Genomic DNA, 26,359 nt, shown 5'->3' with positions numbered 1-26,359 from the left:
CCGGTAAACTACGGGACGACTGCTCAACGCGCCGTGATGAAGCGCCATGTCAGCTCGCCGGCTTGCTGCGCGAGACCACCCAGTCGCGCAACCAGGAGCCGATCGCGCAGCCGACGAGATAGAGCGCGAACATGATCAGGAAGAGGTCGAGCCAGTAGCCGAAGCGGCCGGGCACGATCCGCGCGAACGACGCCGCGATCAGCGCAACCGCGAGCAACGCCAGCCAGCGCATCCAGACTTTCGAGACTCCCTGCGCCCGATGCACCACCGCGATCCAGCCCATACAAAAGCCGAGCAGCGCGGCGCCGAGCAGCCAACCCCAGAAGAATGTCGCGAGCACGGTCATCGCTACTTCACCACGAATTCGATGCGGCGGTTCTGCGCCTTGCCGTCTTCACTCTCGTTGCCGGCGAGCGGCTGCGTGCTTCCATAGCCGATCGGCGTGAAGCGGTTGGCAGGCAGACCGGCGCGCACCAGGTAATCGACCACGGCCTGCGCGCGCCGCTCCGACAGTGCCTGGTTGGCCGCCTCCTCGCCGTCGCTGTCGGTATGGCCGGCAACCTCGATCGTCGCATTGGGGCAGCGCATCGCGGTCTCGATCAGGCGGTCGAGCAGCCCGGCGGAATCCGGAACGATGTCAGCCTTCCCTGACTCGAAGCGGATCTTGCCCTTCGAGAGGATCTCGGAAAACAACTGCTGGCACACGGTCGGATCGACCGGCGCGGCGGCGGGCTTCACCGTGACCTCCGCCTTGTACTGCCAGCCCTGCGGAAAGTCCTTGCCGAGCCCGTCGCGGATCTGGCCGGCCGCGGCATCATAGAGCGCATCGCCGGACAGCTTCACCTCGCGGTCCGACACCACAAGCGTGCCGGTCGACAGCCGCGACAGCGCGCCCAGCGCCGGCACCACCGCTGCCGCAAACCCCGACGGCGCTCCGATGCTGGCCTTGAGATTGTCGACCACCTTCTCGCTGAAGAACTTGCGGCCGGCCGCGGCGACCAGCGCGGCGTGCACGTTGTTGTCGGGCACGTAGCCGGTCAGCGTCAGCGTCACCGCGACCGGGTCCTTGTAGGCCTGGAACACGTAAGGCGGCGCTTTGATGTCGTTGGCGGCGATCGAATAGCCGTCCGGCAGGTTCTTCAGCGCGGCGGCAACCGCTTCGCGTCCGCCGAGTTCGCGCGCCATGCCCGCGAGATTGACCTTGTTGTCGGTCAGCGTGATCTTGCCTTCCTTCAGCTTGCCGATCTGGTCGAGCAGCAACAGCGCCGCCGTGTCGAACCGCGGCGGCGCGCCGCGGGCGAGCGCCATCTGATCGGCCACCTCGACCCCGCCGAGACCGGCCTTGGCGGCCTCGGTCAGCTTGCTCTTGCTCGCCGGCAGCGGCGCGTTGCCGCCGAGCGTGACCCGCACCACGTCGCGTTCGGCGGACCAGACAAAGGGCTTGGCTTCGGGAACGAGGCGGGTCTCGTCATTGACCAGCCGCACGCCGGGCACGACCTCAACCGAGGCCACCGCGCTGAGCCGGCCGTCTTCGGAGAAGGCGTTGGCGGCAAAGGTCACGTCGCGGCCGTCGACGCTGATGCGGCGCTTGTCGAGGACGGTGTCCTTGAGTGCGGCATTAGAACGCGCGGCGAGATCCGCTTCGACCGTTGCCGTTGAGCTCCAGGCAGCGAGACCCCACAGGACGACCAGTGGAATCACCCCCGGCCACCACTTGCTACTCCACTTGAAAAGTCCGTGCATTCAGCGTCCTGCGGGTCGGGAACCAGAGAGAAAACAAACCCTTGGCCGACTGTCAAACCCCAAATCAGGCGCCCAAATCAAGTGCCATGGCGGGGGTGCCATGTCGGACCGGGATAACAGTTTCTTCAGTGGTCTTTCGCTAAGTTTGCGGCGGAATGCAAATCGGCCGGCCCGCGCCCTCATGAAACAACTCCGCAACACCGTGATCCGTGCCGGGCTCGAGGCGTTGTATTTCTCCGGCGCACACCATCTGTTGCGGCCGATTTTCGCCGGTGTCGGCGCCATCTTCATGCTGCACCACGTCCGGCCGCGGCGCGGCGACGTGTTCCAGCCCAACCATCATCTCGAGGTCACACCGGATTTCCTGCGTGCGATGCTGACGCATCTGCGCGCGCTCGACGTCGACGTCGTCAGCATGGACGAGGCGCATCGCCGCCTCACCGAACGGAATTTCGCGCGGCGCTTCGCCTGCTTCACCTGTGACGACGGCTATCGCGACAACCGCGACTTCGCGCTGCCCGTGATGCGCGAGTTCGGTGCGCCGTTCACCGTCTATGTCGCGAGCGACTTCGCCGAGGGCTGCGGCAAATTGTGGTGGATCGCGCTGGAGCGGGTGATCGCGAGCGCCTCCGCAATCGAGGTGCCGATCGATGGCACGACGACGATCGACACGTCGACGCCGCAGGCCAAGCGCGCCGCCTTCGGCCGCATGCATGACTGGCTCCGTTCGCTGCCGGGCGAGCAGGAGATGCAGGCCGCGATCTCCGCGCTGTGCGTCCGCCATGGCGTCGACGAGGCCGGCATCGCGCGCGAGCTCTGCATGTCATGGGACGAGCTGCGCGGCTTCGCCGACGATCCGCTGGTCACCATCGGCGCGCACACCATCAGCCATTGCAATCTCGCCAGGCAGACTGAGACCATCGCCTCGTTCGAGCTTGCCACCAGCCGGGCGCGGATCGAGGACGCGCTGCAGCGGCCGGTCGCGCACCTCGCCTATCCCTATGGCGACCGGATCGCCGCAGGCCAGCGCGAATTCGCGCTCGCGAGGTCGATCGGCTTCAAGACCGCGGTGACGACGCGGCCGGGCATGCTGTTTCCCGAAAGCGCCGACCACATGACCGCGCTGCAGCGGGTCTCGCTAAATGGCAACTACCAGGACGCGCGCCTGTTGCCGGTCTTGACCTCCGGCGCCGCCACCGCGGTGTGGAACGGTTTTCGCCGCATCGACGCGGCCTAGGCCAGCTGTTCGTAGCCCGGATTTTGCTACGCTCCATCCGGGCTACAGATTCCTTCCCTCTTCTTGACTCGGTCCTCCGCCGCGCCCAGAACCACGGGCAACGCAAATGGAGGAGCGCATGTTCAAGGATCTGTTCTCACTGAAGGGCCGCGTCGCCGTGGTGACCGGGGGATCGCGCGGCATCGGCAAGATGATCGCGGCCGGTTTCCTCGCGCAGGGCGCCGCCAGGGTCTACATCACCGCGCGCAAGGCAGGCCCCTGCGAGGCTACCGCCCAGGAGCTGTCAGCCGCCTATGACGGCGAATGCATCGCGCTGCCGATCGACATCTCGACCGTCGAGGGCTGCGACAAGCTCGCGGGCGAGATCATCAAGCGCGAGCCGAAGCTCGACATCCTGGTCAACAACGCCGGCGCGGCATGGGGCGCGGATTTCGACGAATTCCCGGAGAGCGGCTGGGATAAGGTGATGAACCTCAACGTCAAGTCGATCTTCTTCCTGACTAAGGCGCTGGCCAAGCCGCTGCGCGCCGCAGCGTCCCATGACAGACCGGGCAAGGTGATCAACATCGCCTCGATCGACGGCATCTTCGTCAACCCGATGGAGACCTACTCCTATGCCGCCAGCAAGGCTGCGGTGATTCATCTGACGCGGCGGATGGCGACGCGCCTGATCAAGGACAACATCAACGTCACCGCGATCGCGCCGGGCGCCTTCAAGTCGGACATGAACCGTGCCGCGCGCGATCACGCCGACGAAGTCGCGCAACGCGTACCGTCGCGGCGGGTCGGCACCGACGAAGACATGGCGGGCACCGCGATCTATCTCGCCTCGCGCGCCGGCGACTATGTGGTCGGCAACACCATTGCCGTCGATGGCGGCGTGGTCTACGCGACCGCGGGGCTTGAGATCGCGGGGTAAGCGCCGCATCTGGACAAAAGAAGGGGCGAGCCTTTGGGCTCACCCCTCTCCTTCCTCTCCCCAAAGGAGAGAAACGGTCAGAGCTCAGATACTCGACGCGAATGCGTCGACGAGGTGGTCGAACGTGTCGGCCTTTTCCCATTGCGTGGCATGACCGGCGCCGTCGACCACCTGAACCTGGCCGCGCCACAATGTCGGCGCGGACAGCCGTTGCAGATAGCCGAGATCGACCATCTGCTCCTCGCTGCCATGCACGATCGCGAGCGGGATCCTGAGGCCGCGCACGATCTCGGCCTCATCGGCGAAGCGGCCAGCCTGCACGCTGGCACCGAGATAGCCGCGCGCATTGCCGTCGGTGCGGCGGAAATCACCGTCGACGAACGGGGGCTGCGGCGTATAGTCCGGCGCGAACAGCGTTTTCAGCCACTCCGCGATCGCGGCATCATCCGGCGCCGGCGTGAAGGTGGTCGCCGACAGTCCCTTGAAGCCGGAAAATCCGTCCGGCGTCTTGGCGATCGGCGGCGTGCCGAAGATCATTAGCCCGGCCGCCATCGGCAATGACGGCGCGGCGTTGAGCACGGCGTGCCCGCCGAGGCTCCAGCCCACCACCACCGCGTCCTTCAGACCGAGTTCTCGTGCGGCGGCGGCAATGCAGCCGGCATAGCCTGCACCGGAATAGCCATGCTCAGGATCGGGCGCCGGCGATGAGTCGCCATGACCGGGAAGGTCGATCGCGATCAGCCGGTATTTGGCGCCGAGCGGTCCCTGAAGTTGCTTCTGCCAGATATGGGACGACGACGAATTGCCGTGGATCAGCAGGATGTCGCGGCCGGTGCCCGCGCTCTCGACGCCCGCAATCGCCTGCCCGCCGAGTTGGAGCTTGAACGAACGCAATGTCGGCCCCGGAAAAATCTCTTCACCCATGATAGCCCCGCCAAATTCCTGAACCGCGACAACAGATGCAAGCGAACATCGCGGTTCATGTGTTGAGTAGGTGAACTCCGCGCGAACCCATCGCACTTGTCAAGCGGGACGCGCGAGCGCTTGGCCACGCATGAGCGAACGCACTCCTCAAATAGAAAAGGGGCGAGCCAGGACCTTATCGGCTCACCCCTTTCCAGCCCCTCCGGGAGGAGAGGAACTTTCAGGTCACGATGCGAACCCGCATCATGACCTTCTTTGTTGACTGAGCATGATCTTTTCGGAGAACCGCTTCACACTTTTCCGGATCATGCTCAAGACAATCAGCTCTCGATCCTCACATATTCGAAGTCGCCGGGCTTGTTGTCGATGCCGACCTTGGGCGCCGAGATCCAGGAGGCGAACTCGCCGGGCTCGGTGACCGGCTTCATCAGCGAAGCGATGAAGTCGCCGTCCGCGGTCGAGGGCAGCCAGTCGTTCTTGCGCTTGGCCCAGGTGGCGTCGTCGATCAGCAGGCCATCGGGCGTCGCATGGATGTCCTTGAACTCGCCGATCTGGCGGTGGAAGGCGGTGTGCGGCACCGCGAGCTTGTAATCGATGCCCGCAGTCGAGATCACCTTGTTCCAGCGCAGCATGCCCTTGACGCAATCCTGCGTGTAGTCGTCGCGCAGCCGCATGTTGAGTGCGGTCAGCGCCGGCTCGTCGACCAGCTTGATCTGGCCGTCCACCATCTTCATGACCGGATAGGTCGAGCTCTTGAGTTGGTGATCGTCCTCGATCGTGGTTTCCTTGTAGCGGCCCTTGATGCCGGCGTTGAAGGCGTTGGCAGCGTTGGTCGACACTTCTGAGCCGAACAGATCAAGCGACAGCGAATAGTGCAGGTTCAGCTTCTTCTGGATCGTCGGCAGGTCGATCACGCCGAGCGCGCGGATCCTGGCGATATCGTTCGGATCGGTGATGCCGGCTTCGTTCATCGCATCGCAGGTGCGCTGCACGACGCGGGTGATGCCGGTCTCGCCGACGAACATGTGGTGGGCTTCTTCGGTCAGCATGAAGCGGCAGGTGCGCGACAGCGGGTCGAAGCCCGACTGCGCCAGCGAGTGCAGCTGCATCTTGCCGTCGCGATCGGTGAAGTAGGTGAACATGAAGAACGACAGCCAGTCCGGCGTCGCCTCGTTGAAGGCGCCGAGCATGCGCGGGCTATCCGCGTCACCCGAGCGGCGGCGCAGCAAATCATCGGCCTCCTCGCGGCCGTCGCGGCCGAAATATTTCTGCAACAAGTAAACCATCGCCCAGAGATGGCGGCCTTCCTCGACATTAACCTGGAACAGATTGCGCATGTCGTAGAGCGACGGCGCGGTCTTGCCGAGGTGGCGCTGTTGTTCGACCGAGGCCGGCTCGGTGTCGCCCTGGATCACGATCAGCCGGCGCAGCGTGGCGCGATGCTCACCGGGAACTTCCTGCCAGGCCGGCTTGCCGAAATCCTCGCCGAACGGAATGACACGGTTCTCTTCCTGCGGAGCAAGGAGAATGCCCCAACGATATTCCGGCATCCGCACGTAGTCGAACTTGGCCCAGCCGCGCGGATCGACCGAATAGGCGGTGCGCAGATAGACCAGCGACTCCTGGAAGCCGTCCGGCCCCATGTCCTTCCACCAGTCCATGTAGCCGGGATGCCAGCCCTCCAGCGCCTTCAGCACCTGGCGGTCCTCGGCGAGATTCACATTGTTCGGAATCTTGGTCGAGTAATCGACGTTCATGATGTTCATGTTCATGGCCGTGCTCCCTTAAACTCGCGTCATGTCGAATTGCGCCTTCTGGCCGGTGCCGTAGCGGCGCAGCGCGCCGTCCTCACCGACCGCGTTGGGCCGCTGGAAGATCCAGTTCTGCCACGCGGTGAGGCGCGAGAAGATCTTCGATTCCATGGTCTCCGGACCGACGAAGCGCAGATTGGCTTCCATGCCGGTGAGGCCGTCGGGCGAGAACGAGGTGCGCTCCTCGAAGAACACGCGGACCTCGTCGTCCCAGTCGATGTCGTCGAGCGCGAAGGTGACGAGGCCGAGCTCCTCGGCCTCCTCCGCATCGAGCGCCTTGCCGATCGAGGCTTGCGCGCGCTCCAGATCCGACCGATCGGCCTGGAAACGCGATTGCAGCCGGGTCAGGCCGTGGCTCATCGGATAGGGCCCGAAATTCATCGCCGTCAGCTCGATCGCCGGCGGCGGGCGGTTGTCGCCCTGCTTCTGGCCGATCAGCATGTAGGAGCGGTCGGCGGCGAACACGAGCTCGGCCAAAGTGCCGACGAAGCAGGAGCCCGGCTCGACCAGCGTCACCAGCGTGCGCGAGGTGACGTCGATGCGCTTGAGCACGCGTTTCCAGTAATGCCTGACCTCGTTGACCAGCCAGTGCGCCTTGTTGGCCTCCAGGAACGCGTCATAGGACACGACATTGGCGCGATCGCCGTGGCTCTTGAACACCAGCATCGCGATCTCGAGCTCGTTGATGCGCAGATGCAGGATCGCATCGTCGAGTTCGCGCGCGACCTGCAGCGGCCAGAACGACGCGCCCTGGGCGATCATGCCGTCGATGTCAGCGGGTGCGGTGGTTTCCGGCGCCTTGATCGAGATGGTCGCGATCCGCGCCGCGCGATCGATGTCGACGCTGACGAAGCCGTAGCGGATCGCGCTGTCGTCGATGGTGCGCGCGAGCGGCGTCAGTGCGAGGCCCTTGCCCGCGCCGTTGCGCTTCGACTTCGCGGCGAATTCCTTGACGCGCTCGGCAAGCTTGCCCTCGAGCTTGGAGTTCGGCGCGATCTCGTCGACCAGCCGCCACTGCACCGCGCGCTTGCCCTTGATGCCTTCCTCGATGGTGCAGAAGAAGTCGGCGTGGTCGCGGCGCACCTTGCGCTTGTCGACAACGCGCGTCAGCCCGCCGGTGCCCGGCAGCACCGCAAGCAGCGGCACTTCCGGCAACGCGACGGCGGCGGCGCCGTCATCGGCCATCATGATGTGATCGGTCGCGAGCGCCAACTCATAGCCGCCGCCGGCCGCGGTGCCGTTGACGACGGTGATGAAGCTCTGGCCGGAATTCTCGCTGGAGTCTTCCAGGCCGTTGCGGGTCTCGTTGGTGAACTTGCAGAAGTTGACCTTGTGGGCGTGGGTGGAGCCCGCCAGCATGCGGATGTTGGCGCCGGCGCAGAACACGCGGTTCTTGCCCGAGCGCATCACCACGACCTTCACCTCGGGATGCTCGAAGCGCAGCCGCTGCACGGCGTCCGCAAGCTCGATGTCGACGCCGAGGTCATAGGAATTGAGCTTGAGCTGATAGCCCTCGAACAGGCCGGCGTTCTCGTCGACGTCCATGGTCAGCGTCGCGACGTCGCCGGCGACGTCGATCTTCCAGTGCCGGTAACGCGACGGCTCGGTCTGGAAGTCGATGTACTTCGCCCCGCCCGCAAGGACGCGATCGTCACCAGCCATGGGCCACCCTTATCTGTTGTCTTGCTGTTGTTCGTTCGAAGGTTCGTCTTGTCTTTATGCACAATAATGCATGTTTTCGATCTAGTCCAGTTCAAAACGCAAAAACATGCATTTTGTTTCATGTTCGGGAAATTCACTCGCTCGGCCAATGACCTGGCACCGGCACCAAATGTCAGGCCGCCAGCACCGGGTCGTCGCGCAGCGCCGCCCGGGCGAATTCGGTGACGGCTTCCAGCGTCACCTCGGGCGCCTCGCGGTGCGGCGAGTGGCCGGCGCCGGGGACGATGGTGACATCGACCGGGCAGTAGCATTCGTCCTGTGCGATCTCGACCTGGCGCATCGTGCCGTATTGATCCTCCGCACCCTGCACGATCAGCACCGGCACGCGGATATAGGCGAGATAGTCCGAGATATCCCAATTGCGGAAGGCTGGGTCGAGCCAAGCCTTGTTCCAGCCATAGAAGGTGCTGTCGACATCCTTGTGCCAGCGCGCCAGCTTCTCTCTCAGATTGGTCGCCTCATAGGCCGTCTTGGTCTCGGCGATCGAGGCGACCGAGACGTCCTCGACGATGAAGTGTGGCGCGACCAGCGCGATGCCGTGCAGGCGATGATCCTGATGCGAACCGGCATAGATCGCCGCGATCGAGCCACCATCGGAATGTCCGAGCAGGAGACCGCGGCGCAAGCCGATCCTCTCCAGCACCTTCGGCAGCACGTCGAGCGCCTCGCGGTGCATGTAGTCGGGCTGACGCGGCAGAACAGCCGGCGACGAGGCGCCGTAGCCCGCACGCGAATAGGCGAACACGCCAGCGCCGGTGGCGGCTTGCAGCTTCTCGGGGAAATCACCCCACAGCCCGACGCAGCCGAGGCCTTCGTGCAGCATCACGATGGTCGGCGCCGTCTCGGGCGACGGGCCGATCATGCGATATTCGAGCTCGGCGCCATCGATGCTGAGGAAGCCTGTGGGATTCAAGTTCGTCATGGTCGGGCCTTCCTCACTCGTCGTCCCAGCGAAGGCCGGGACCCATACGCCGCGGCGCCTGTTTTGAGAGACGCTGTTCGACGGCTTTCGCGCAACAACTGACGCCTGTGGTTATGGGTCCCGGCTCCCGTGCGCAATTGCGCACTAGGCCGGGACGACGGAGAGCTAGTGCTCGTGTTCGCGCAATTTGAACCGCTGGATCTTGCCCGTCGCCGTCTTCGGCAGATTGTCGACCACGTCGATCCAGCGCGGATATTTCCACGGGCCGATCTTCTGCTTGACGTGCTCCTTCAGCGCCTCGTGCAAGCCTTCGGCCGAGCTCTCTGGCCGCAGCACCACATAGGCCTTCGGCTTCAGCAGCCCTTCCGGATCGGCTTCCGGCACGACGGCGGCTTCCAGCACCGAGGGATGGGTGATCAGCGCGCTCTCGACCTCGAACGGCGACACCCAGATGCCCGACACCTTGAACATGTCGTCAGCGCGGCCACAGAAGGTGTAACGGCCATCGCTGTCGCGTGTGTATTTGTCGCCGGTGCGGGTCCAGGCGCCTTCGAAGGTGGCGCGGCTCTTGGCGCGCTGATTCCAGTAGCTCTCGCCGGCCGAGGGTGCATCGACCAAGAGCTCGCCGACCTCGCCGTCGGCGACGTCGGCGCCGAGCTCGTTGACCAGCCGCACCTTGTAGCCCGGCACCGGACGGCCGGACGAGCCGTATTTGATGTCGCCGGGCGCATTCGACAGGAAGATGTGCAGCAGTTCGGTCGAGCCGACGCCGTCGAGAATGTCGACGCCGAACCGCGCGCGCCAGGCATTGCCGACCGATTCCGGCAGCGCCTCGCCGGCCGAGGTGCAGACCCGCAGGCGCTTGCCGCCGGACTGCGCCTTGGTCGCCTCGTCGTTCAGCATTGCCGCGAACAAGGTCGGCACGCCGAAGAAGATGCTGGGATGATATTTGTTCATCAGCGCGAACATCACCGCCGGCGTCGGACGCTCCGAATTCAGGATCGTCGATGCGCCGACCGACATCGGGAAGGTCAGCGCATTGCCGAGCCCATAGGCGAAGAACAGCTTTGCCGCCGACAGGCCGACATCGTCCTCGCGGATGCCGAGCACCTTGCTGGCATAGGTCTCCGCGGTCGCGGCGAGATTGGAATGCAGATGGCGCACGCCCTTCGGCATGCCGGTCGAGCCCGACGAATAGAGCCAGAATGCCGGCTCATCGGCATGGGTCGGTGCGGTCGCGAACACATCGCTCTCGCGTGCGATCTCATCCGACAGCTTGTTGTGACCGTGCGCATCCTTGCCGGAGACCACGACATGCTCGAGGTCGGGCATCCGCGCGATGATGTCCTTCACGATCGGCAGCAGCGCTTCGGAGACGAACAGCACGCGCGCGCGGCAATCGCTGAGGATGTAGGCGTACTGCTCGGCGGTCAGCAGCGTGTTGAGCGGCACCGGCACCACGCCGGCGCGGATCGCACCGAGGAACACGACCGGGAAATCGACCGTGTCCAGCATGATCATGGCGACCCGCTCCTCGCGGCGGACGCCGAGCCGGCGCAGCATGTTGCCGACCCGTCGGGTCTGCTGCTGCAACTGGCCATAGGTGATTTGCGACACCGTGTCGTCGAACACGACCTTGTCGCCGCGGCCTTCGTCGACGTTGCGGTCGAGCAGCCAGGAGACTGCGTTATAAGTCATGCTCCGTTCCTTGGACCTTCCTTGGGACCCAGACGCGCCACGCTTCCCTCTCCTGTGAATTTAAGAATTATAATTCATACAAAGCCACTCCATTGGCTTGCTGTCAATCCTTATCGGCACTATGTTTCCTAGACCTCGGTCTGATTCAGGCAGGACCGCGCGCGTCGCACAGGGATCATGACCACAGCCAACGATCCGGAAACCGACTTCCTCGAACAGCTCGGCCAGCGTGTGCGCACCATGCGCGCGCTGCGCGGCATGTCGCGCAAGGTGCTCGCCAAGGTCTCCGGCATTTCCGAACGCTACATCGCCCAGCTCGAGAGCGGCAAAGGCAATGTCTCGATCGTGCTGCTGCGCCGTGTCGCAGGCGCGATGGGCGCGCATCTCGAGGATCTGATCCCCACGAGCGAGCCCATCCCGGACTGGCCCGTGATCCGAGATCTGCTGCGGAAGGCGTCGCCGAGCCAGATCGCGCAGGCCAAGGACATGCTCGCCGGCAGCAGCCCGCTGGCGCCACGCCGCGCCTCGTTCTCCGGCATCGCGCTGATCGGCCTGCGCGGCGCCGGCAAGACCACGCTCGGGCGAATGCTGGCGAAGAAGATCGGCTGGAGTTTTGTCGAGCTCAACAAGGAGATCGAGGCGCAGAACGGCCTCTCGGTCGCCGAGATCATCGCGCTGTACGGCCAGGAAGGCTTTCGCCGCATGGAGCAGGCCGCGCTGACGCAGTTGCTCACGCGCAAGGAATTGATGGTGTTGGCGACCGGCGGCGGCATCGTCTCCGAGGCGCTGACCTTCGATTTGATCCTGTCGTCGTTCTACACGATCTGGCTGAAGGCCGAGCCTGAAGAGCACATGGCCCGCGTGCGCCGCCAGGGCGATCTGCGCCCGATGGCCGACGACCGCTCGGCGATGGCCGAACTGCGCAACATCCTGGTCAGCCGCGAGCCGCTTTACGCGCGCGCGTCCGCGGTGGTCGACACTGCAGGGCTTTCAGTCGATGCCGCCGCGGCACGGCTGATCGATTCGGTGCGGCCGGTGTTGCAGAACGAGGCGCGGAGCTTCGGGCTGCGCAGCGTGGCGCTTTAAAAACCGATCACGTCAGGTTCAGTCGATCCAACCGCGGGTCTCGCGGCACCTCTCCCGCTTGCGGGGGTGGTCGTCGCGCGCGGCGGGTGGGGGCTCTCTCCACGAAGCGACTCGTGGAGAGAACCCCCACCCTAACCCTCCCCCGCAAGCGGGAGAGGGGACCGCAATTCCGATGCCGCCGCTACTCGACCTACGTTACGCCGCAGACACGCTACAGCAACCGGCTCTTTACATCATCAGCCCCTTCCCGCAGCAACGGCAGGAAGCGGCCGATCAATTCCGTGACCGGCACGCGATCGACATGCGCGCCCATGTTGATGGCGGCGACGATGGTGCCGTCGTAGCGGCGCACCGGCACCGAGATCGAGCGGAAATGCGGCTCGGCCTCGCGATCGACCAGTGAATAGCCCTGCGCGCGATCGGCGATGATGGTAGCGAGCAGCTTCTTCGGATCGGTGATGGTCTGCGGCGTCACGGCTTCGCGACGCATCGCCTTGAGCCGCGCCGCGAGCTCGGCATCATCGAGCCGGCCGAGCATCGCGCGACCGACCGAGGTGCAGAACGCCGGCAGCCGGTAGCCGATGTCGAGACCGGCGGAGAACACCCGCGTCGGGCTCGAACGCGCGACGAACACGACGTCGTCGCCGTCGAGCAGCGCGAGCGAGGCGATCTCCTGTGCCGCGGTCGCGATGCGATCGAGCACCGGCTGCAGCACGGTCACCACCTGGTTCGATTGCAGGAACGAGCCGGCCAGCGTCAACACATGCGGCGTCAGCGTAAACAGCTTGCCGTCGGTCGCGACAAAACCGCCATGCGCCAGCGTGAACAGGATGCGGCGCGCGGTGGCGCGCGGCAGGTCGGCGGCGCGCGCGAGGTCGCTCAGCGTCGCGGGACCCGTCACGGTGCCGAACACCTGCAACAGGCGCAGGCCGCGATCGAGCGCCTCGACGAAGTCGGTGGCGCGTTCGTCCTGATCGGTCCGCTTGAGCTTGGGCATATGGGTTCGGCTTTGAACGGTTCAAAAATTGCGCTTGCTGTCCTGACCAGACATGGCATAATTCGCACATTCGTTCAATAGGCGAACAAATCCAAATCCGGGAGACGCCGCCATGATGAGCCAGGAAGCGAACGATCTGATCACCCGCACCAACCGCAAGGACCCCTGCGGGAAGCTGATGCGGATGTACTGGCAGCCGGCTGCGCTGGTCGACGAGCTCGAAGGACCGCGCCCGGTTCGACCCGTGCGCCTGCTCGGCGAGAACCTGGTGCTGTTCCGCGGCGAGGACGGCAGCTACGGGCTGATCGATCGCCACTGCGCGCATCGCGGCGCCGACCTCGCCTTCGGCCGGCTCGAGAATGGCGGCTTGCGCTGTGCCTTCCATGGCTGGCTGTTCGACACATCAGGTCAGTGCATCGAGACGCCGGCGGAGCCGGCCGGCTCGCAGCTCTGCAAGGGCATCAAGCAGCGCTCCTATCCGGTGGTGGAGAAGAGCGGCATCCTGTGGGCCTATCTCGGCGAAGGCGCCCCACCCGCCTTTCCGGAGCTCGACTGCTTCGTCGCGCCCGGTACGCATACGTTTGCGTTCAAGGGCCATATGAACTGCAACTGGCTGCAGGCGCTCGAGGTCGGCATCGATCCGGCGCACGCCTCCTTCCTGCATCGCTTCTTCGAGGACGAGGACACTTCGGCCGCTTACGGCAAGCAATTCCGCGGCGCCTCGGCCGGCAGCGACATGCCGATGACCAAGATCCTGCGTGAATATGATCGCCCGATCATCAACGTCGAGCACACCGAATACGGCCTGCGGCTGATCGCGCTGCGCCAGCTCGACGAGGAGCGCACCCATGTGCGCGTCACCAACCAGCTGTTTCCGCACGGCTTCGTGATTCCGATGTCGACCGAGATGACCATCACGCAGTGGCACGTGCCGGTCGATGACGAGAATTGCTACTGGTACGCGATCTTCACCAGCTACGCGGCGCCGGTCGACAAGCAAAAGATGCGCGACCAGCGGCTCGAGCTCTACACCCTGCCCGACTACAAGTCGCGCAAGAACAGGAGCAACGATTACGGCTTCGATCCGCACGAGCAGGCGACCGAGACCTATACCGGCATGGGCACCGACATCAACGTCCACGACCAGTGGGCGGTGGAATCGATGGGTGCGATCCAGGACCGCACCAACGAGCATCTCGGCCAGAGCGACAAGGCGATCGTGCAGTATCGCCGCCTGCTGCGGCAGGAGATCGAGAAGGTCGGCGGCGGCGAGAAGCCGATGCTGTTCCTCGACGAGGCCTCCGCGCGCAGCATTCAGGGCCCGGCGACGATGGACGGCATCGGGCCAACGCTGGGCTGGGAGCTCTACTGGATGGAAGTCGACGTCAAGCGCCGCCGCGGCGCGCCGTGGGCGGCTCCCGTGCCGCACGAGATCGCCGGCAAGGTGCATCATCTGACGGCGGCCGAGTGATGATGGCTTCGGTCGCGCAGCGTTCAAACAAGGAGTGACGCGGTGAGCTTTGTCGAGCGTCATGGCCTGTGGTCGGATGAGCAGAAGGAGGCGGCAAACCGCCTCCGCCGCATCGTCGAGGAGAAGAACCTCGAAGTCATCCGCCTGTCGTTTCCCGACCAGCACGGCATCCTGCGCGGCAAGACCCTGATCGCGAGCGAAGCGGTGCGCTCGCTCGAAGGCGGCTGCTCGATCACCACGACGATGCTCGCCAAGGATACCTCGCACAAGACGGTGTTTCCGGTGTTCACGTCAGGCGGCGGCTTCGGCATGAAGGAGATGGAGGGCGCGGCCGACGTGCTGATGGTCGCCGACCCCACCACATTCCGGGTGCTGCCCTGGGCCGAGAATACCGGCTGGCTGCTGTGCGATCTCTATTTCAGCGACGGCCGGCCGGTGCCGTTCGCGACCCGCAACCTCTATCGCAAGGTGCTCGATCAGCTCGCTGGCCGCGGCTACGATTTCGTCGCGGGCCTCGAGGTCGAATTCCATCTGTTCAAGCTCGATGACGCGCATATGGCGCCGGAGGATGCCGGCCAACCCGGGCGGCCGCCGTCGGTCAGCCTGCTGTCGCATGGCTATCAGTACCTCACCGAGCAGCGCTACGACCTGATGGAGCCGGCGCTCGAGATCATCCGCCGCGACATCATCGCGCTCGATTTGCCGCTGCGCTCGGTCGAGGTCGAGTTCGGTCCGAGCCAGTGCGAATTCACCTTCGCGCCGACCGTGGGGCTTGCGCCCGCCGACACCATGGTGCTGTTTCGCTCGGCAGTGAAGCAGATCGCGCGCCGCCATGGCTATCACGCCACCTTCATGTGCCGGCCGAAGCTGCCGAACGTGTTCGCGAGCGGCTGGCATTTGCATCAGTCTCTGGTGTCGCGCGCGAGTGGTGAGAACGTCTTCACGGCCAAGGAGAGCGGCGAGCCGCTCAGCCCGCTCGGCCGCGCCTGGCTGGCGGGCCTGATTGAGCATGCGCGGGCGTCGACCGTGTTTACGACGCCGACCATCAACGGCTACAAGCGCTACCGCTCCTATTCGCTGGCGCCGGATCGCGCGATCTGGGGCCGCGACAACCGCGGCGTGATGATCCGCGTGCTCGGCGGCACGAATGATCCGGCGACGCGGCTGGAGAACCGGATCGGCGAGCCGGCCGCCAATCCCTATCTCTACATGGCTTCGCAAATCCTCTCCGGCCTCGACGGCGTCGACCGCAAGCTCGATCCCGGCCCGTCCGCCGACACGCCCTACGAGACCAAGGCTGCGCTGCTGCCGAAATCGCTGCGCGAAGCGGTGTTCGCGCTCAACGACGATCCTTTCTTCCGCGGGGCGATGGGGCCTGAGTTCGTGGACTATTACGTCTTCATCAAGAACGCGGAGATCGAGCGTTTCCAGGCCGAGGTGTCGGACTGGGAGCAGCGCGAATATTTCGAGATGTTTTGACGGCCCCTTGTCGTCCCGGCGAAGGCCGGGACCGATTACCCCGAATATTGATTGTTGACTACGTCTGGGGCCACAGCCGGCCTTAACAACCGGACTCGGTGGTAATGGGTCGCGGCCTTCGCCGGGACGACGTTGGATATGGTGCGCACACGGCGCCCTGCCTCAAATCCCCAGATACTTGTGCTGCAAATCCGGCTCGGCGATCAGCTGCTCGCTGGTCCCGCTCCACACCGTCTTGCCGCGCTCGATGATGTAGTGGCGGTCGGCGATGCGGGCGAGGTTGCCGACGTTCTTGTCGATCACGAGCACCGATTGCCCGCGGCCCTTCAGCATCGACAGGCAACTCCAGATCTCGTCGCGGATCAGAGGCGCGAGGCCTTCAGTGGCCTCGTCGAGGATCAGGAGCTTCGGGTTGGTCATCAGCGCGCGGCCGATCGCCAGCATCTGCTGCTCGCCGCCGGACAGCGTGACGCCCATATTGCTGGTGCGTTCGGCGAGCCGCGGGAACAGTGCGTGGATCTTGTCGATCGTCCAGGGATCGGAAGCGCCGAGCCGATTGCCAGAGGCGGCGACGAGGTTTTCGCGCACCGTGAGGTTCGGAAAAATCTGGCGGCCCTCCGGCACCAGGCCGATGCCGAGTTTTGCGATTCGGTACGACGGCAGGCCGCGCACCGCCTCGCCGGCAAAACGGATCGCACCTGATCGCGCCGGCGTCAGACCCATGATCGAACGGATGGTCGTGGTCTTGCCCATGCCGTTGCGGCCCATCAGCGCGACCATCTCGCCCGACTTGATCTGCAATGACAGGCCGAACAGCACCTGGCTCAACCCGTAGCAGGTCTCGATGCCGTCGACTTCGAGCAATGTTTCAGCACTCTTCGATTCAGCCGATTTTACTTCAGCCATGGCGCGTCACCGCATGCTGCTCGCCGAGATAGGCGCGCTTGACCTCTTCATCCCTGCGGATCGCGTCCGGTACGTCGCAGGCGATGACCCGGCCATAGACCAGCACTGTGATGCGGTCGGCCAGCGCGAACACCGCTTCCATGTCGTGCTCGACCAGCACGATGGTGACTTCCTTGCGCAGCTCCTTCAGCAGCGCGACCATCCGCGCCGACTCGGTGACGCCGAGCCCGGCCATCGGCTCGTCGAGCAGCAGAAGCTGCGGCTTGGTGGCGAGCGCGACCGCGAGCTCGAGCTCGCGCTGCTCGCCATGGCTCAATTGCGACACCACGATATCGGCGCGCTTGCCGAGGCCGACGCGCTCCAGCGCCGCACACGCGGTGTCGCGCAGATGCCGTTCCTTGCGCGCATTGCCCCAGAACCGGAAGGAGTGGCCGTCATGCGCCTGCGCCGCCAGCGCGACATTGTCGATCGCGGAGAAATCCTTGAGCAGCGAGGTGATCTGGAACGAACGCGCCAGCCCGAGCCTGGAGCGCTTGTAGGATGGCAAGCCCGTGACGTCGCGGCCGGCGAAGCGGATGGTGCCGGAATTCGGCATCACCTGCCCGGTGAGCTGACTGATCAGCGTCGTCTTGCCGGCGCCGTTGGGGCCGATGATGGCGTGCAGCTCGCCCGGGATCACTTCCATCGAGAGGTTGTCGGTCGCGGTGATGCCGCCATAGCGGCGGACCAGATTGTCGACGCGCAGCAACGGCTCAGACACGGCGCATCCTCCCGAGCAGGCCCATGATGCCACCACGCGCGAACAGCACGATCAGCAGCAGCACCGGGCCGAGGATCAGTCCCGAGAACTCGGTGAACTGCGACAGCAGCTCCTCGAGCAAGAGATAGACGATCGCGCCGATAACGGGGCCGAACAACGAACCCATGCCGCCGAGGATCACCATCACCATCAGGTCACCGGAGCGGGTCCAGTACATCACCGCGGGGCTGACGAAATCGGTGTTGTTGGCCAGCAGTGCGCCGGCGAGGCCGCAGATCGTGCCTGATATCACGAAGCACACCAGGCGATAGCGGTTGGCGTGGAAGCCAATCGCCTGCATGCGCTGCTCGTTGGAGCGGACGCCCTGCACCACCAACCCGAAGCGCGAATTGACGATGCGCCAGATCAGATAGAGGCCGCCGAACAGGCAGGCGAGGCAGAGATAATAGAACTGGTTGCGGTCCGACAGGTTGATCAGGCCGGCGAAATCGCTGCGCTTGTAGACGGTGAGCCCGTCGTCGCCGCCGTAGCGCGACAGCGCGGACGCGACGTAGTAGGCCATCTGCGCAAAGGCCAGCGTGATCATGATGAAATAGACGCCGCGGGTGCGCAGGCTGAGCGAGCCGATCAACAGCGCAAACAGCGCGGAGACCGCGAGCGCCACCGGCCACTGGATGAAGCCGGAGCCGATGCCCTCGGCGGCGAGGATGCCGACGGCATAACCACCGATGCCGAGATAGGCGGCATGGCCGAAGCTCATCATGCCCCCATAGCCCATGATCAGATTGAGGCTCGCGGCGGCGAGCGCATAGATCGTGATGCGGGTGAACAGCGTGAGGATGAAGATGTTGCCCGTAGCCGCCGAATAGACCGGCAGCAGAATGAGCGCGGCGCAGATCAGCGCCGCGACCGCATTGGAGACGTTGAGCTTAGGCATCATCGTTTGGCCGCCGGGAACAGCCCCTCGGGCCGCAATACAAGGATGATCGCCATCAGGAGATAGATCAGCATCGAGGACAGCGCCGGCGCCGCGGTCGAGGCGGCAGCCCCGCTCAGCACCTTGCGCAGGAGGTCGGGCAGGAATGCGCGGCCCATCGTGTCGATGATGCCGACGAAGATCGCGGCCATGAAGGCGCCGCGGATCGATCCGATGCCGCCGATCACGATGATGACGAAAGCCAGGATCAGGATGTTCTCGCCCATGCCGATCTGCACGGTGAGGATCGGCGCCTGCATCAGCCCGGCGAGGCCGGCGAGCGCCGCGCCAAGGCCGAACACCAGCGTGAACAGCAGCTTGATGTTGATGCCGAGCGCCCCGATCATCTCGCGGTTGGAGGCACCGGCGCGGATCAGCATGCCGACGCGGGTGCGCATCACGACCAGATAGAGCATCGCGGCAACCGCCAGCGCAACCACGATGATCATCAGCCGGTAGGCCGGATAGTACACCCCGGGAATGATTTGCACCGGCACGGTGAGCCAGGTCGGCAGCGGCAGCGCGAGACCGGCCGGGCCCCAGATCAGCCGGACCGCGTCGTTGAAGAACAGGATCAGGCCGAACGTCGCCAGCACCTGGTCGAGATGGTCGCGGCCATAGAGATGCCTGAGCGCGACATATTCGAGCGCGATGCCGAGCAGCAGCGTGGCGCCCAGCGCCATCAGCGCACCAAGCACGAAGCTGCCGGTCCATGCCACGAAGGTCGCCGCGAAATAGGCGCCCATCATGTAGAGCGAGCCGTGCGCCAGGTTGACGAAATCCATGATGCCGAACACCAGCGTCAGTCCGGCTGCCAGCAGGAACAGCAGCAGGCCGAATTGCAGGCCGTTCAGCAGTTGTTCGACGACGAGATACATCGTGAGGCTATATCACCTTGAGCGAAGCGGGGATGGGCGCACGCCGACGCATTGCACGCTGCGTGTTCTCCCTCGCCCCGCTCTTGCGGGGAGAGGGTTGGGGTGAGGGGCTGCTTCCGCGAGTCGAATTCGCGGGAAGAGCCCCTCACCCAATCGCTTCGCGATTGACCTCTCCCCGCAAGAGCGGGGCGAGGTGAAACAAAAAGCAAGGCTCGGGCCAAGATTGCCCGAAGATCACTTCATCGAACACTTGTCGTGGAATTTGTCCTGGTCGTCCTTGACGATGGTCGCGACCGTCTTCAGCGAGAGCTGGCCGTCGGCGTCCTTGACCACGTCCTGAAGATAGAAGTTCTGGATCGGGATGTGGTTGTTGCCATACTTGAACGGGCCGCGCAGCGACTTGAAGTTGGCCTTCTCCATCTCCGCCTTCATCGCGTCCTTCTTGGTGAGGTCGCCCTTCACCGCGACGACGGCGCTGTTGATCAGTTGGGCGGCGTCATAGGCCTGGGCGCCGTAATAGGTCGGACGCAGGCCGGGATACTTCTTGCGGTAGTCCTCGACGAACTTCTTGTTCTCGGCGTTCGGCAGGTCGTTGACCCATTCCTGCGCGCCGGGAATGCCGATCGCGTTGTCCTTCTGCAGCGGCAGCGACAATTCGTCGATCGTGAAGGCGGTATAGAGCGGGATCTGCGCCTTGATGCCGGCCTGGGCGTACTGGTTCAGGAACTGGACGCCGGCGGCGCCCGGATAGAACACGAAGATCGACTCGGCCTTGGAGTTGCGTGCCTTGGTCAATTCGGCGGAGAAGTCGAGCTGGCTCGGCCACACCGTGTATTCCTCACCGACCACCTCGCCCTTGAAGGTGCTCTTCACACCCGCGAGCATGTCCTTGCCGGCGGCGTAGTTCGGGCCGATCAGGAACACCGACTTGACGCCCTTCTGGTTCATGTAGAGGCCCATCGCGGCGGGCGTCTGGTCGTTCTGCCAGGAGGTCGAGAACACGTAAGGCGAGCACAGTTCGCCGGCGAGCTGCGACGGACCGGCATTGGCCGAGATCAGGAAGGTTTTCGAATCGACCGCGGTCTTCAGCGACGCCAGCAGCACGTTCGACCAGATATAGCCGACGATGAAATCGACCTTGTCGGACTGCACCAGCTTCTCGGTCTTCTGCTTGCCGACATCGGGCTTCTGCTGGTCGTCCTCGTAGATCACCTCGACCGGCTTGCCGTCGATCTTGCGGCCGAGATGGTCGAGCGCGAGCTCGAACGAATTGCGCATGTCGTTGCCGATCACGGCGGTCGGACCGCTGAAGGTCGAGACGAATCCGATCTTGACGCTGTCAGCCGCCGTCGCGGGCTGCGCCAGCGCCAAAGCCATGGCGCCTGCCAGCCAAAATGCCTTTTTCATATTCACTCCCCTCCTCAACCAAAGATCCCGCCAGGCCCAATCGAGGCCGGGGGTCACGCTTTGCGCGCGCCGTTCTGTGACGTGTTTTGTGCGCGATATCGCAAGTCTGCAGCAAGCATGAACCGACAGCCCTCGATTAGAACCTTCGGCGCATACCCCAGCACCTTGCATCATAATTCGTCCAAATCAGCCATGGCAAGAAATATAATGCCGGTTGCGTAGGCAACGATTGTCGCAGGCCCGGGCTTCCTCCCGACAACCCGCCCCCCCGCAATGCAGCAGGCTTTAACGATCCGGTAAAGCCCGCGGAAACCACAGGCCGGCAGGCGCCCGCGGGCTTCATGGTCCGGAAAGCATCGCCGGGCGAGGCTGCCGCCAAAGGGGTGCGTCACATGCTGAATTACATCTTCGGCTTCAATGCCCGGATGGGCCGGTTGGCCTTCTTCTTCTGCGGCTTCGTGGCGGGCATCGGCTTCCTGTTGCTGGTCTACGGCATCACCGGCAATGCGCCGGCAAGTGGCAGGACCGACGTGCTGCTGGCGCAGGCGGCGAACAGCCCCGCGTTGATCTTTTCCTTCTATGGCATGCTCGTCGTCTGCTTCATGCTGCAGTCGATGCGGGTGCGCGACATCGGATGGGATCCGGTCTGCGTGATGGCGGCATGGATCGCACTCATGGTCCTCGACAGGGCCGTTGCCGGACGATTTCCCGAATACGCGCTGACCTATCAGCACACCACAACGGTGGTCGGAGCGGCCGTCAATGGCGTGATGAACCTGGTGTTGATGTTCTGGCCGGGCAACGGCCATTCCGATGAAGGGTCGCCAATGCCGCGCGAAAGCGGCGGCGACGGCATGTTTGAACGAAACAGCGCACCGGCCGCGGCCGGCAGCCGCGTCGCGCGGATCGCCAGCGGCGAATTCGGCGGCAAGACGCGGTAGGCACGCTGTCTCAGCATCGTCGTCCCTGCGAAAGCAGGGACCCATAACCACCGCTTTAATTTGTTGAAGTGCGCTGGGGCCCCAGCATCGCAAACCAATTCCCATTCGTGGTTATGGGTCCCGGATCGCGCTTCGCTTGTCCGGGACGACACTGAGTTTGTCGCGCGATCACGGTTCCACGACCACTACCCCTGATCCACCGCCCATTCGGCGCCATCGATCGCATAGGGCGCGTGGCGGAAATCCCTGATCGTCGCGACCTTGTCGACCGACCAGTCGAGCAGCATGAACGATCGCGGCGGCGCGTCCAACGCGTTCGGATCGAACACCAGGATCGCCGGACGTCCCTCGACCTGTCCGGTCACCAGGTGCCAGTCGTCGATCTTCGCATAATTGCCGAAGTAGCGCGACACCTCGGCCTTGCCATTCAGCCGCGTCCGGTTGACGAGCTCGAGCCTGATGTCATCGGCGATCATGGCGCGGATGGCATCGAAATCGCGGGCATTGAAGCGACTGACATAGGCGTTAAGCCTCATACGATCATCCGGCGACAGGCCGGGCGGCGGCGCATCGTCAGGCTCGCTGGCGAACGCGCGCAATTGCGTGCGTCCGCGATGCAGCGCCGCCTTCACTGCGGGCAGGCTGAAATCCATGATGCCGCAGACCTCCTGCAGCGAGCAGCCGAGCACGTCCATCAGGATCACGCTGGAGCGTTGCGCCACCGGCAGCCGCATGAAGGTGCGCAAACTGCTTGCCGCGATCTCGCGACGGCTGACATCATCGAGCTCTGCAGCCATCATGTCCACATCCTCCGAAGCGTGGAGCGCGTCCTGGCGGTTGCGCCGCCTGAGGAAATCGAGCGCGGTGTTGTGCGCGATCCGGAACAGCCAGGCTTCCGGGTTCTGGATCGGGGCTGCGGACGCGAAAGCCTGCATCGCCTTGATCAGCGCATCCTGCAGCACATCCTCGCCGTCGATCACGGAGCCGACCATGCGGGCGCAGTAGCGATGCAGCCTCGGCCGCATCGCCGCCAGCAGCGCCTCGACGTCGGTTGCGGCCGGCACTTGGGGTGGTGACGTCATGATGGCTCCGCCAGATCGATCCACTGCGCGCCGGTTCACGGCTCGTCCAGCATACGATAATTGCCGACAATCACCGCACTGCGAACCAGCGGCGGCTCGGCGCAACGATCCCGAATGCCGTCCTGGAAAGCCTGGAACGCGGCCAGCTTCGGGATCGGGCTCGAGCCGTCGTCGGCCGCGGTCTCGACCATGTGGATGAAGGTGTCGTCCTCCAGCCGCAAGGTCATGTAGCGCACGCCATCCGGGCTTGCCGCCTTCAGCTCGGCAAATACCGCAGCAACCAGCGCGGCATTCTTCTCGGCCAGCTCCGGCTTGGTCTTGTACCTGATCAGGGTCCGTCTCATCGCAACCTCCTTGGCTCGCTTCCCGCGGCCTGAGGCGGCCGCGTCAGACCCAAGGACGTTTGCGAACCGCCAAAGGATGCGGTCCGGCAAAAATAATTCTCCGACCGCATCCTTTGCCCATTCCGGTTCGTCCTTGCCGGCGAAGCGCCGCAGCCTGCGGCACGTCAACGGAGAACCACCATGCAAACCCCGGAACAGCGCACCGAGCAGCGCTGGGTGCTCGGCCTCACCGCGCTGGCATCCTTCATGATGGCGCTGGACGCCATGATCATGACCACGGCCTTCGCCACCATCCGCGCCGATTTCGGCAGCCGGGTGGAGACCCTGCAATGGACCGTCAACGCCTTCAACCTGACCTTCGCGGTGCTGCTCTTGACCGGTGCTGCGCTCGGCGACCGTTTCGGACGGCGCCGGATGTTCGCGGCCGGGATCGGCCTGTTCGTCGTGGCATCGGCGGCGTGTGCGCTGGCCGGCGACGCTGTTTCACTGATCGCCGCCCGCGCTTTGCAGGGCGCCGGTGCGGCGCTGGTGATGCCGCTGGCGATGGCGATCCTGAGCGGCGCATTCGGCCGCGAAGAGCGTGCCCGCGCGCTCGGCATCTTCAGCGGCATCACCGGCTGCGCCCTGATCATCGGTCCCGCAATCGGCGGCTTCATCACCGAGCATCTCGGCTGGCGCTGGATCTTCTGGATCAATCTGCCGATCGGCCTGATCGCGATTGCGCTCGTGATCGCGCGGCTGCGCGAAAGTTTTGGCCCGAGAGCGCCGCTCGACATCACAGGACTGTCGCTGGTCGCGCTTGCGGCGCTGGCCCTGGTCTGGGGGCTGCTGCGCGGCAACAGCGTCGGTTGGGCCAGTGCGGAAGTTACGAGCGCGTTGATCGCCGGCGTCGCGCTGACTGTCATGTTCGTGCTGTGGGAGCTGCGTGCGACGAACCCGATGGTGCCGATGCGGCTGTTCGCGGCAAGGCCTTTTGCGTCCGGCATGGCGGCGAGCGTGCTGTTCTACGCCGCGATGTATGGCGTGCTGTTCCTGCTGCCGCAGTTCCTGCAGATCGCGCTCGGCTTCGACGCCTTCGGTGCCGGGCTCCGCCTGATCCCGTGGACCGCGACATTGTTCGTCACCGCGCCGATCGCCGGCGCCGTCGTCAACCGGTTCGGCGAGCGCACGCTTGTCGTCACCGGCCTGCTGATGCAGGCAGTTGGGCTCGGCTGGATCAGCGAGATCGTCAGCCCCACGGTGGCCTATTCCGCGCTGGTCGCCCCGCTGGTGCTCGCCGGCGTCGGCGTGTCGATGGCAATGCCGGCCGCGCAGAACGCGGTGCTCAGCGCGGTTGCGATCAACGAGATGGGCAAGGCATCGGGCATCTTCAACATGGGCCGCTTCCTCGGCGGGATGTTCGGAATCGCCGCGCTGGTGGCGAGCTTTTCGGCCAATGGCGCGGCCGATTCATCCGGACATTTCAGCAGCGGATTCGCCGCGGCGATGAGCCTAGCGGCGACGCTGTCATTCGCCGGCGCGGTTGCGGGATTGTTCCTGCCGATGCGGCGACGGGTGGTCGCGACGGCGGCGCCACAAGACGCGTGAGACATGCAGCGATTGGGTTTCGCTATCGGGCGATCGGGCATTTCGTGTTGGAATGAGGCCGCGAATGATTACATAATCAGGCGACGAAGCCGTTCGAAACCGAGGGCGACATTAGATGACGCAAGCGCCGGCCAAACCTCATCGCGTGGTGATCGTCGGCGCCGGCTTCGGCGGGCTGGAAACGGCCTTCGGTCTCGCAGGCGCGCCGGTCGAAATCACGCTGATCGACCGCCGCAACCACCATCTGTTCCAGCCGCTGCTCTACCAGGTGGCGACCGCGTCGCTTGCGACCAGCGAGATCGCCTGGCCGATCCGCTATCTCCTGCGCGACCGGCCCGAGGTGACGACACTGTTCGCCAATGTCTGCGGCGTCGATGCGGCGGCGACGCAGGTCGAGCTCGATGACGGCGGCAGCATTCCCTACGACACGCTGGTCCTCGCCACCGGCGCGCGCCACGCCTATTTCGGCCATGACGAATGGGAGCCGTTCGCGCCCGGTCTGAAGACGCTGGAGGACGCCACCACCTTGCGGCGGCGCATCCTGGTCGCCTTCGAGCGCGCCGAGCGCGAGACCGATCCCGACAAGCGCGCGGCGCTGCTCACCTTCGTCATCATCGGCGCCGGGCCGACCGGCGTCGAGATGGCCGGCACCATCGCCGACCTCGCCAAGGACACATTGGCTCCGGACTTCCGCCACATCGACACGCGCAAGGCGCGGGTGGTGCTGATCGAGGCCGGGCCGCGCGTGCTGGCCGGCTTCCCCGACGATCTCTCGGCCTATGCGCAGGCGTCGCTGGAAAAAATCGGCGTCGAGGTGATGCTGGGCGAGCCGGTCACCGAATGCTCGGCCGATGGCGTGGTGTTCGGCGGCAAGCGGCTGGAGGCGCGCACCATCGTCTGGGCCGCCGGCGTGCGCGCCTCGCGTGCCGCCGAGTGGCTGAACGCGCCGGCCGATCGCGCCCACCGGCTGCAGGTCGAGCCGGATCTCACCGTGCCCGGCCATCCCGATGTCTTCGCGGTCGGCGACACCGTCACGATCAAGGGCCCCGACGGCAATCCGGTGCCCGGCATCGCGCCGGCCGCCAAGCAGGAAGGGCGCTACGTCGCCGCGCTGATCAAGGCCCGGCTCGACGGCAAGACGCTGCCGCCGTTCCGCTACAAGCATGCCGGCAGCCTTGCGCAGATCGGCAAGAAGAAAGCGGTGATCGATTTCGGCTGGCTCAAGCTGCGCGGCTCGCTGGCATGGTGGATCTGGGGCCTCGCCCACATCTACTTCCTGATCGGCGTGCGTCACCGGATTGCCGTGGCGATGAACTGGCTCTGGATCCACACCCGCGACCAGCGCGCCGCACGACTGATCACCCAAGGCAGCAGCAAGGTCGCGCAGTAGCGTTCACGCGACATCCGACCGTCACCTTGAGGTGGCCGCTTCTTCAGCGGCCCTCGAAGGGCGACGCCCGGTTGTGGCC

At 64.9% G+C, this 26,359-nt stretch carries 22 protein-coding genes and 1 pseudogene; 8 read left to right on the top strand and 15 right to left on the bottom strand.

What is annotated here, in order from left to right:
- Positions 1-49: 49 nt before the first annotated feature.
- Complete coding sequence (locus JQ616_RS31555) at positions 50-346, bottom strand: hypothetical protein (protein ID WP_212021509.1); 297 nt, start codon at positions 344-346, stop codon at positions 50-52.
- A gap of 2 nt (positions 347-348) precedes the next feature.
- The gene (locus JQ616_RS31550; RefSeq protein WP_212021507.1) at positions 349-1,743 is read right to left on the bottom strand and encodes an OmpA family protein; all 1,395 of its coding nucleotides are present in this window, start codon (positions 1,741-1,743) and stop codon (positions 349-351) included.
- A 181-nt stretch (positions 1,744-1,924) separates the two neighbouring features.
- On the opposite strand from JQ616_RS31550, the gene JQ616_RS31545 reads away from it, so the two are divergent.
- Together JQ616_RS31545 and JQ616_RS31540 are read left to right on the top strand one after the other, a co-directional pair.
- A complete protein-coding gene (locus JQ616_RS31545) occupies positions 1,925-2,980 on the top strand; it encodes a polysaccharide deacetylase family protein (protein ID WP_212021506.1) in 1,056 nt (351 codons plus the stop codon).
- A gap of 118 nt (positions 2,981-3,098) precedes the next feature.
- Positions 3,099-3,899 (top strand): SDR family NAD(P)-dependent oxidoreductase, encoded by an 801-nt coding sequence (locus JQ616_RS31540; RefSeq protein ID WP_212021504.1) that lies wholly within the window; start codon positions 3,099-3,101, stop codon positions 3,897-3,899.
- Between the two features lie 84 nt (positions 3,900-3,983).
- Here the strand turns inward: JQ616_RS31540 and JQ616_RS31535 are convergent, their stop codons facing one another.
- The 5 genes from JQ616_RS31535 to JQ616_RS31515 form a co-directional block, all read right to left on the bottom strand.
- Positions 3,984-4,823 (bottom strand): alpha/beta fold hydrolase, encoded by an 840-nt coding sequence (locus tag JQ616_RS31535; RefSeq protein ID WP_212021502.1) that lies wholly within the window; start codon positions 4,821-4,823, stop codon positions 3,984-3,986.
- 320 nt (positions 4,824-5,143) lie between these two features.
- Positions 5,144-6,595 carry a benzoyl-CoA 2,3-epoxidase subunit BoxB gene (boxB, locus tag JQ616_RS31530; RefSeq protein ID WP_212021499.1) on the bottom strand — a complete coding sequence of 484 codons (1,452 nt, stop codon included), beginning with the start codon at positions 6,593-6,595 and terminating at the stop codon, positions 5,144-5,146.
- A 12-nt stretch (positions 6,596-6,607) separates the two neighbouring features.
- Entirely contained in the window at positions 6,608-8,296 is a 1,689-nt protein-coding gene (gene boxC, locus JQ616_RS31525) for a 2,3-epoxybenzoyl-CoA dihydrolase (protein ID WP_212021497.1), read from the bottom strand.
- Between the two features lie 172 nt (positions 8,297-8,468).
- The gene (locus tag JQ616_RS31520) at positions 8,469-9,278 is read right to left on the bottom strand and encodes an alpha/beta fold hydrolase (protein ID WP_212021495.1); all 810 of its coding nucleotides are present in this window, start codon (positions 9,276-9,278) and stop codon (positions 8,469-8,471) included.
- A gap of 165 nt (positions 9,279-9,443) precedes the next feature.
- Entirely contained in the window at positions 9,444-10,976 is a 1,533-nt protein-coding gene (locus tag JQ616_RS31515) for a benzoate-CoA ligase family protein (RefSeq protein WP_212021493.1), read from the bottom strand.
- Between the two features lie 168 nt (positions 10,977-11,144).
- Between JQ616_RS31515 and JQ616_RS31510 the strand changes: the two are divergent.
- Positions 11,145-12,062 (top strand): annotated as a pseudogene (locus tag JQ616_RS31510) (helix-turn-helix transcriptional regulator); the annotation flags it as partial.
- A gap of 211 nt (positions 12,063-12,273) precedes the next feature.
- Here the strand turns inward: JQ616_RS31510 and JQ616_RS31505 are convergent.
- Entirely contained in the window at positions 12,274-13,059 is a 786-nt protein-coding gene (locus JQ616_RS31505; RefSeq protein WP_212021490.1) for an IclR family transcriptional regulator domain-containing protein, read from the bottom strand.
- A 112-nt stretch (positions 13,060-13,171) separates the two neighbouring features.
- On the opposite strand from JQ616_RS31505, the gene JQ616_RS31500 reads away from it, so the two are divergent.
- Positions 13,172-14,530 (top strand): aromatic ring-hydroxylating dioxygenase subunit alpha, encoded by a 1,359-nt coding sequence (locus JQ616_RS31500; protein WP_212021488.1) that lies wholly within the window; start codon positions 13,172-13,174, stop codon positions 14,528-14,530.
- 42 nt (positions 14,531-14,572) lie between these two features.
- Positions 14,573-16,009, top strand: a complete 1,437-nt coding sequence (locus JQ616_RS31495; protein ID WP_212021486.1) for a glutamine synthetase family protein — start codon at positions 14,573-14,575, stop codon at positions 16,007-16,009.
- A 162-nt stretch (positions 16,010-16,171) separates the two neighbouring features.
- Here JQ616_RS31495 and JQ616_RS31490 read toward each other — a convergent pair whose 3' ends face one another.
- The 5 genes from JQ616_RS31490 to JQ616_RS31470 all read right to left on the bottom strand — a co-directional run bounded on the left by JQ616_RS31490 (position 16,172) and on the right by JQ616_RS31470 (position 20,936).
- On the bottom strand, positions 16,172-16,915 hold the full coding sequence (locus JQ616_RS31490) for an ABC transporter ATP-binding protein (RefSeq protein WP_212021484.1): 744 nt from the start codon (positions 16,913-16,915) through the stop codon (positions 16,172-16,174).
- Entirely contained in the window at positions 16,908-17,675 is a 768-nt protein-coding gene (locus JQ616_RS31485; RefSeq protein WP_212021482.1) for an ABC transporter ATP-binding protein, read from the bottom strand. Before JQ616_RS31485 ends, JQ616_RS31490 begins: the two co-directional genes overlap by 8 nt.
- Complete coding sequence (locus JQ616_RS31480; RefSeq protein WP_212021480.1) at positions 17,668-18,615, bottom strand: branched-chain amino acid ABC transporter permease; 948 nt, start codon at positions 18,613-18,615, stop codon at positions 17,668-17,670. The genes JQ616_RS31485 and JQ616_RS31480 overlap by 8 nt, the downstream gene beginning before the upstream one ends.
- Complete coding sequence (locus tag JQ616_RS31475) at positions 18,612-19,529, bottom strand: branched-chain amino acid ABC transporter permease (protein WP_212021478.1); 918 nt, start codon at positions 19,527-19,529, stop codon at positions 18,612-18,614. The genes JQ616_RS31480 and JQ616_RS31475 overlap by 4 nt, the downstream gene beginning before the upstream one ends.
- A 234-nt stretch (positions 19,530-19,763) precedes the next feature.
- On the bottom strand, positions 19,764-20,936 hold the full coding sequence (locus tag JQ616_RS31470; protein ID WP_021076588.1) for an ABC transporter substrate-binding protein: 1,173 nt from the start codon (positions 20,934-20,936) through the stop codon (positions 19,764-19,766).
- Between the two features lie 392 nt (positions 20,937-21,328).
- Between JQ616_RS31470 and JQ616_RS31465 the strand changes: the two genes are divergently transcribed.
- Positions 21,329-21,877 (top strand): hypothetical protein, encoded by a 549-nt coding sequence (locus tag JQ616_RS31465; protein ID WP_212021476.1) that lies wholly within the window; start codon positions 21,329-21,331, stop codon positions 21,875-21,877.
- Positions 21,878-22,062: 185 nt separating this feature from the next.
- On the opposite strand, the gene JQ616_RS31460 is transcribed toward JQ616_RS31465, so the two are convergent.
- Together JQ616_RS31460 and JQ616_RS31455 are read right to left on the bottom strand one after the other, a co-directional pair.
- On the bottom strand, positions 22,063-22,959 hold the full coding sequence (locus JQ616_RS31460) for a sigma-70 family RNA polymerase sigma factor (protein WP_212021474.1): 897 nt from the start codon (positions 22,957-22,959) through the stop codon (positions 22,063-22,065).
- A gap of 35 nt (positions 22,960-22,994) precedes the next feature.
- Positions 22,995-23,303, bottom strand: coding sequence for a hypothetical protein (locus JQ616_RS31455; protein ID WP_095731156.1), 309 nt, complete (start codon positions 23,301-23,303; stop codon positions 22,995-22,997).
- A 180-nt stretch (positions 23,304-23,483) separates the two neighbouring features.
- Between JQ616_RS31455 and JQ616_RS31450 the strand changes: the two genes are divergently transcribed.
- Both JQ616_RS31450 and JQ616_RS31445 read left to right on the top strand, forming a co-directional pair.
- Positions 23,484-24,890, top strand: coding sequence for an MFS transporter (locus JQ616_RS31450; RefSeq protein ID WP_212021472.1), 1,407 nt, complete (start codon positions 23,484-23,486; stop codon positions 24,888-24,890).
- Between the two features lie 115 nt (positions 24,891-25,005).
- On the top strand, positions 25,006-26,280 hold the full coding sequence (locus JQ616_RS31445) for an NAD(P)/FAD-dependent oxidoreductase (RefSeq protein ID WP_212021470.1): 1,275 nt from the start codon (positions 25,006-25,008) through the stop codon (positions 26,278-26,280).
- Positions 26,281-26,359: the final 79 nt, after the last annotated feature.

The organism is Bradyrhizobium tropiciagri, assembly GCF_018130545.1.
GTDB lineage: Bacteria > Pseudomonadota > Alphaproteobacteria > Rhizobiales > Xanthobacteraceae > Bradyrhizobium > Bradyrhizobium tropiciagri_A.
This window is presented reverse-complemented; position numbering and strand designations above follow the sequence as displayed.

Bases quoted from the DNA above. Each gene is read 5' to 3' on its own strand.
- JQ616_RS31555 (WP_212021509.1), bottom strand. From the start codon at position 346: ATGACCGTGCTCGCGACATTCTTCTGGGGTTGGCTGCTCGGCGCCGCG.
- JQ616_RS31550 (WP_212021507.1), bottom strand. From the start codon at position 1,743: ATGCACGGACTTTTCAAGTGGAGTAGCAAGTGGTGGCCGGGGGTGATT.
- JQ616_RS31545 (WP_212021506.1), top strand. From the start codon at position 1,925: ATGAAACAACTCCGCAACACCGTGATCCGTGCCGGGCTCGAGGCGTTG.
- JQ616_RS31540 (WP_212021504.1), top strand. From the start codon at position 3,099: ATGTTCAAGGATCTGTTCTCACTGAAGGGCCGCGTCGCCGTGGTGACC.
- JQ616_RS31535 (WP_212021502.1), bottom strand. From the start codon at position 4,823: ATGGGTGAAGAGATTTTTCCGGGGCCGACATTGCGTTCGTTCAAGCTC.
- boxB (WP_212021499.1), bottom strand. From the start codon at position 6,595: ATGAACATGAACATCATGAACGTCGATTACTCGACCAAGATTCCGAAC.
- boxC (WP_212021497.1), bottom strand. From the start codon at position 8,296: ATGGCTGGTGACGATCGCGTCCTTGCGGGCGGGGCGAAGTACATCGAC.
- JQ616_RS31520 (WP_212021495.1), bottom strand. From the start codon at position 9,278: ATGACGAACTTGAATCCCACAGGCTTCCTCAGCATCGATGGCGCCGAG.
- JQ616_RS31515 (WP_212021493.1), bottom strand. From the start codon at position 10,976: ATGACTTATAACGCAGTCTCCTGGCTGCTCGACCGCAACGTCGACGAA.
- JQ616_RS31505 (WP_212021490.1), bottom strand. From the start codon at position 13,059: ATGCCCAAGCTCAAGCGGACCGATCAGGACGAACGCGCCACCGACTTC.
- JQ616_RS31500 (WP_212021488.1), top strand. From the start codon at position 13,172: ATGATGAGCCAGGAAGCGAACGATCTGATCACCCGCACCAACCGCAAG.
- JQ616_RS31490 (WP_212021484.1), bottom strand. From the start codon at position 16,915: ATGGCTGAAGTAAAATCGGCTGAATCGAAGAGTGCTGAAACATTGCTC.
- JQ616_RS31480 (WP_212021480.1), bottom strand. From the start codon at position 18,615: ATGATGCCTAAGCTCAACGTCTCCAATGCGGTCGCGGCGCTGATCTGC.
- JQ616_RS31475 (WP_212021478.1), bottom strand. From the start codon at position 19,529: ATGTATCTCGTCGTCGAACAACTGCTGAACGGCCTGCAATTCGGCCTG.
- JQ616_RS31470 (WP_021076588.1), bottom strand. From the start codon at position 20,936: ATGAAAAAGGCATTTTGGCTGGCAGGCGCCATGGCTTTGGCGCTGGCG.
- JQ616_RS31465 (WP_212021476.1), top strand. From the start codon at position 21,329: ATGCTGAATTACATCTTCGGCTTCAATGCCCGGATGGGCCGGTTGGCC.
- JQ616_RS31460 (WP_212021474.1), bottom strand. From the start codon at position 22,959: ATGACGTCACCACCCCAAGTGCCGGCCGCAACCGACGTCGAGGCGCTG.
- JQ616_RS31455 (WP_095731156.1), bottom strand. From the start codon at position 23,303: ATGAGACGGACCCTGATCAGGTACAAGACCAAGCCGGAGCTGGCCGAG.
- JQ616_RS31450 (WP_212021472.1), top strand. From the start codon at position 23,484: ATGCAAACCCCGGAACAGCGCACCGAGCAGCGCTGGGTGCTCGGCCTC.
- JQ616_RS31445 (WP_212021470.1), top strand. From the start codon at position 25,006: ATGACGCAAGCGCCGGCCAAACCTCATCGCGTGGTGATCGTCGGCGCC.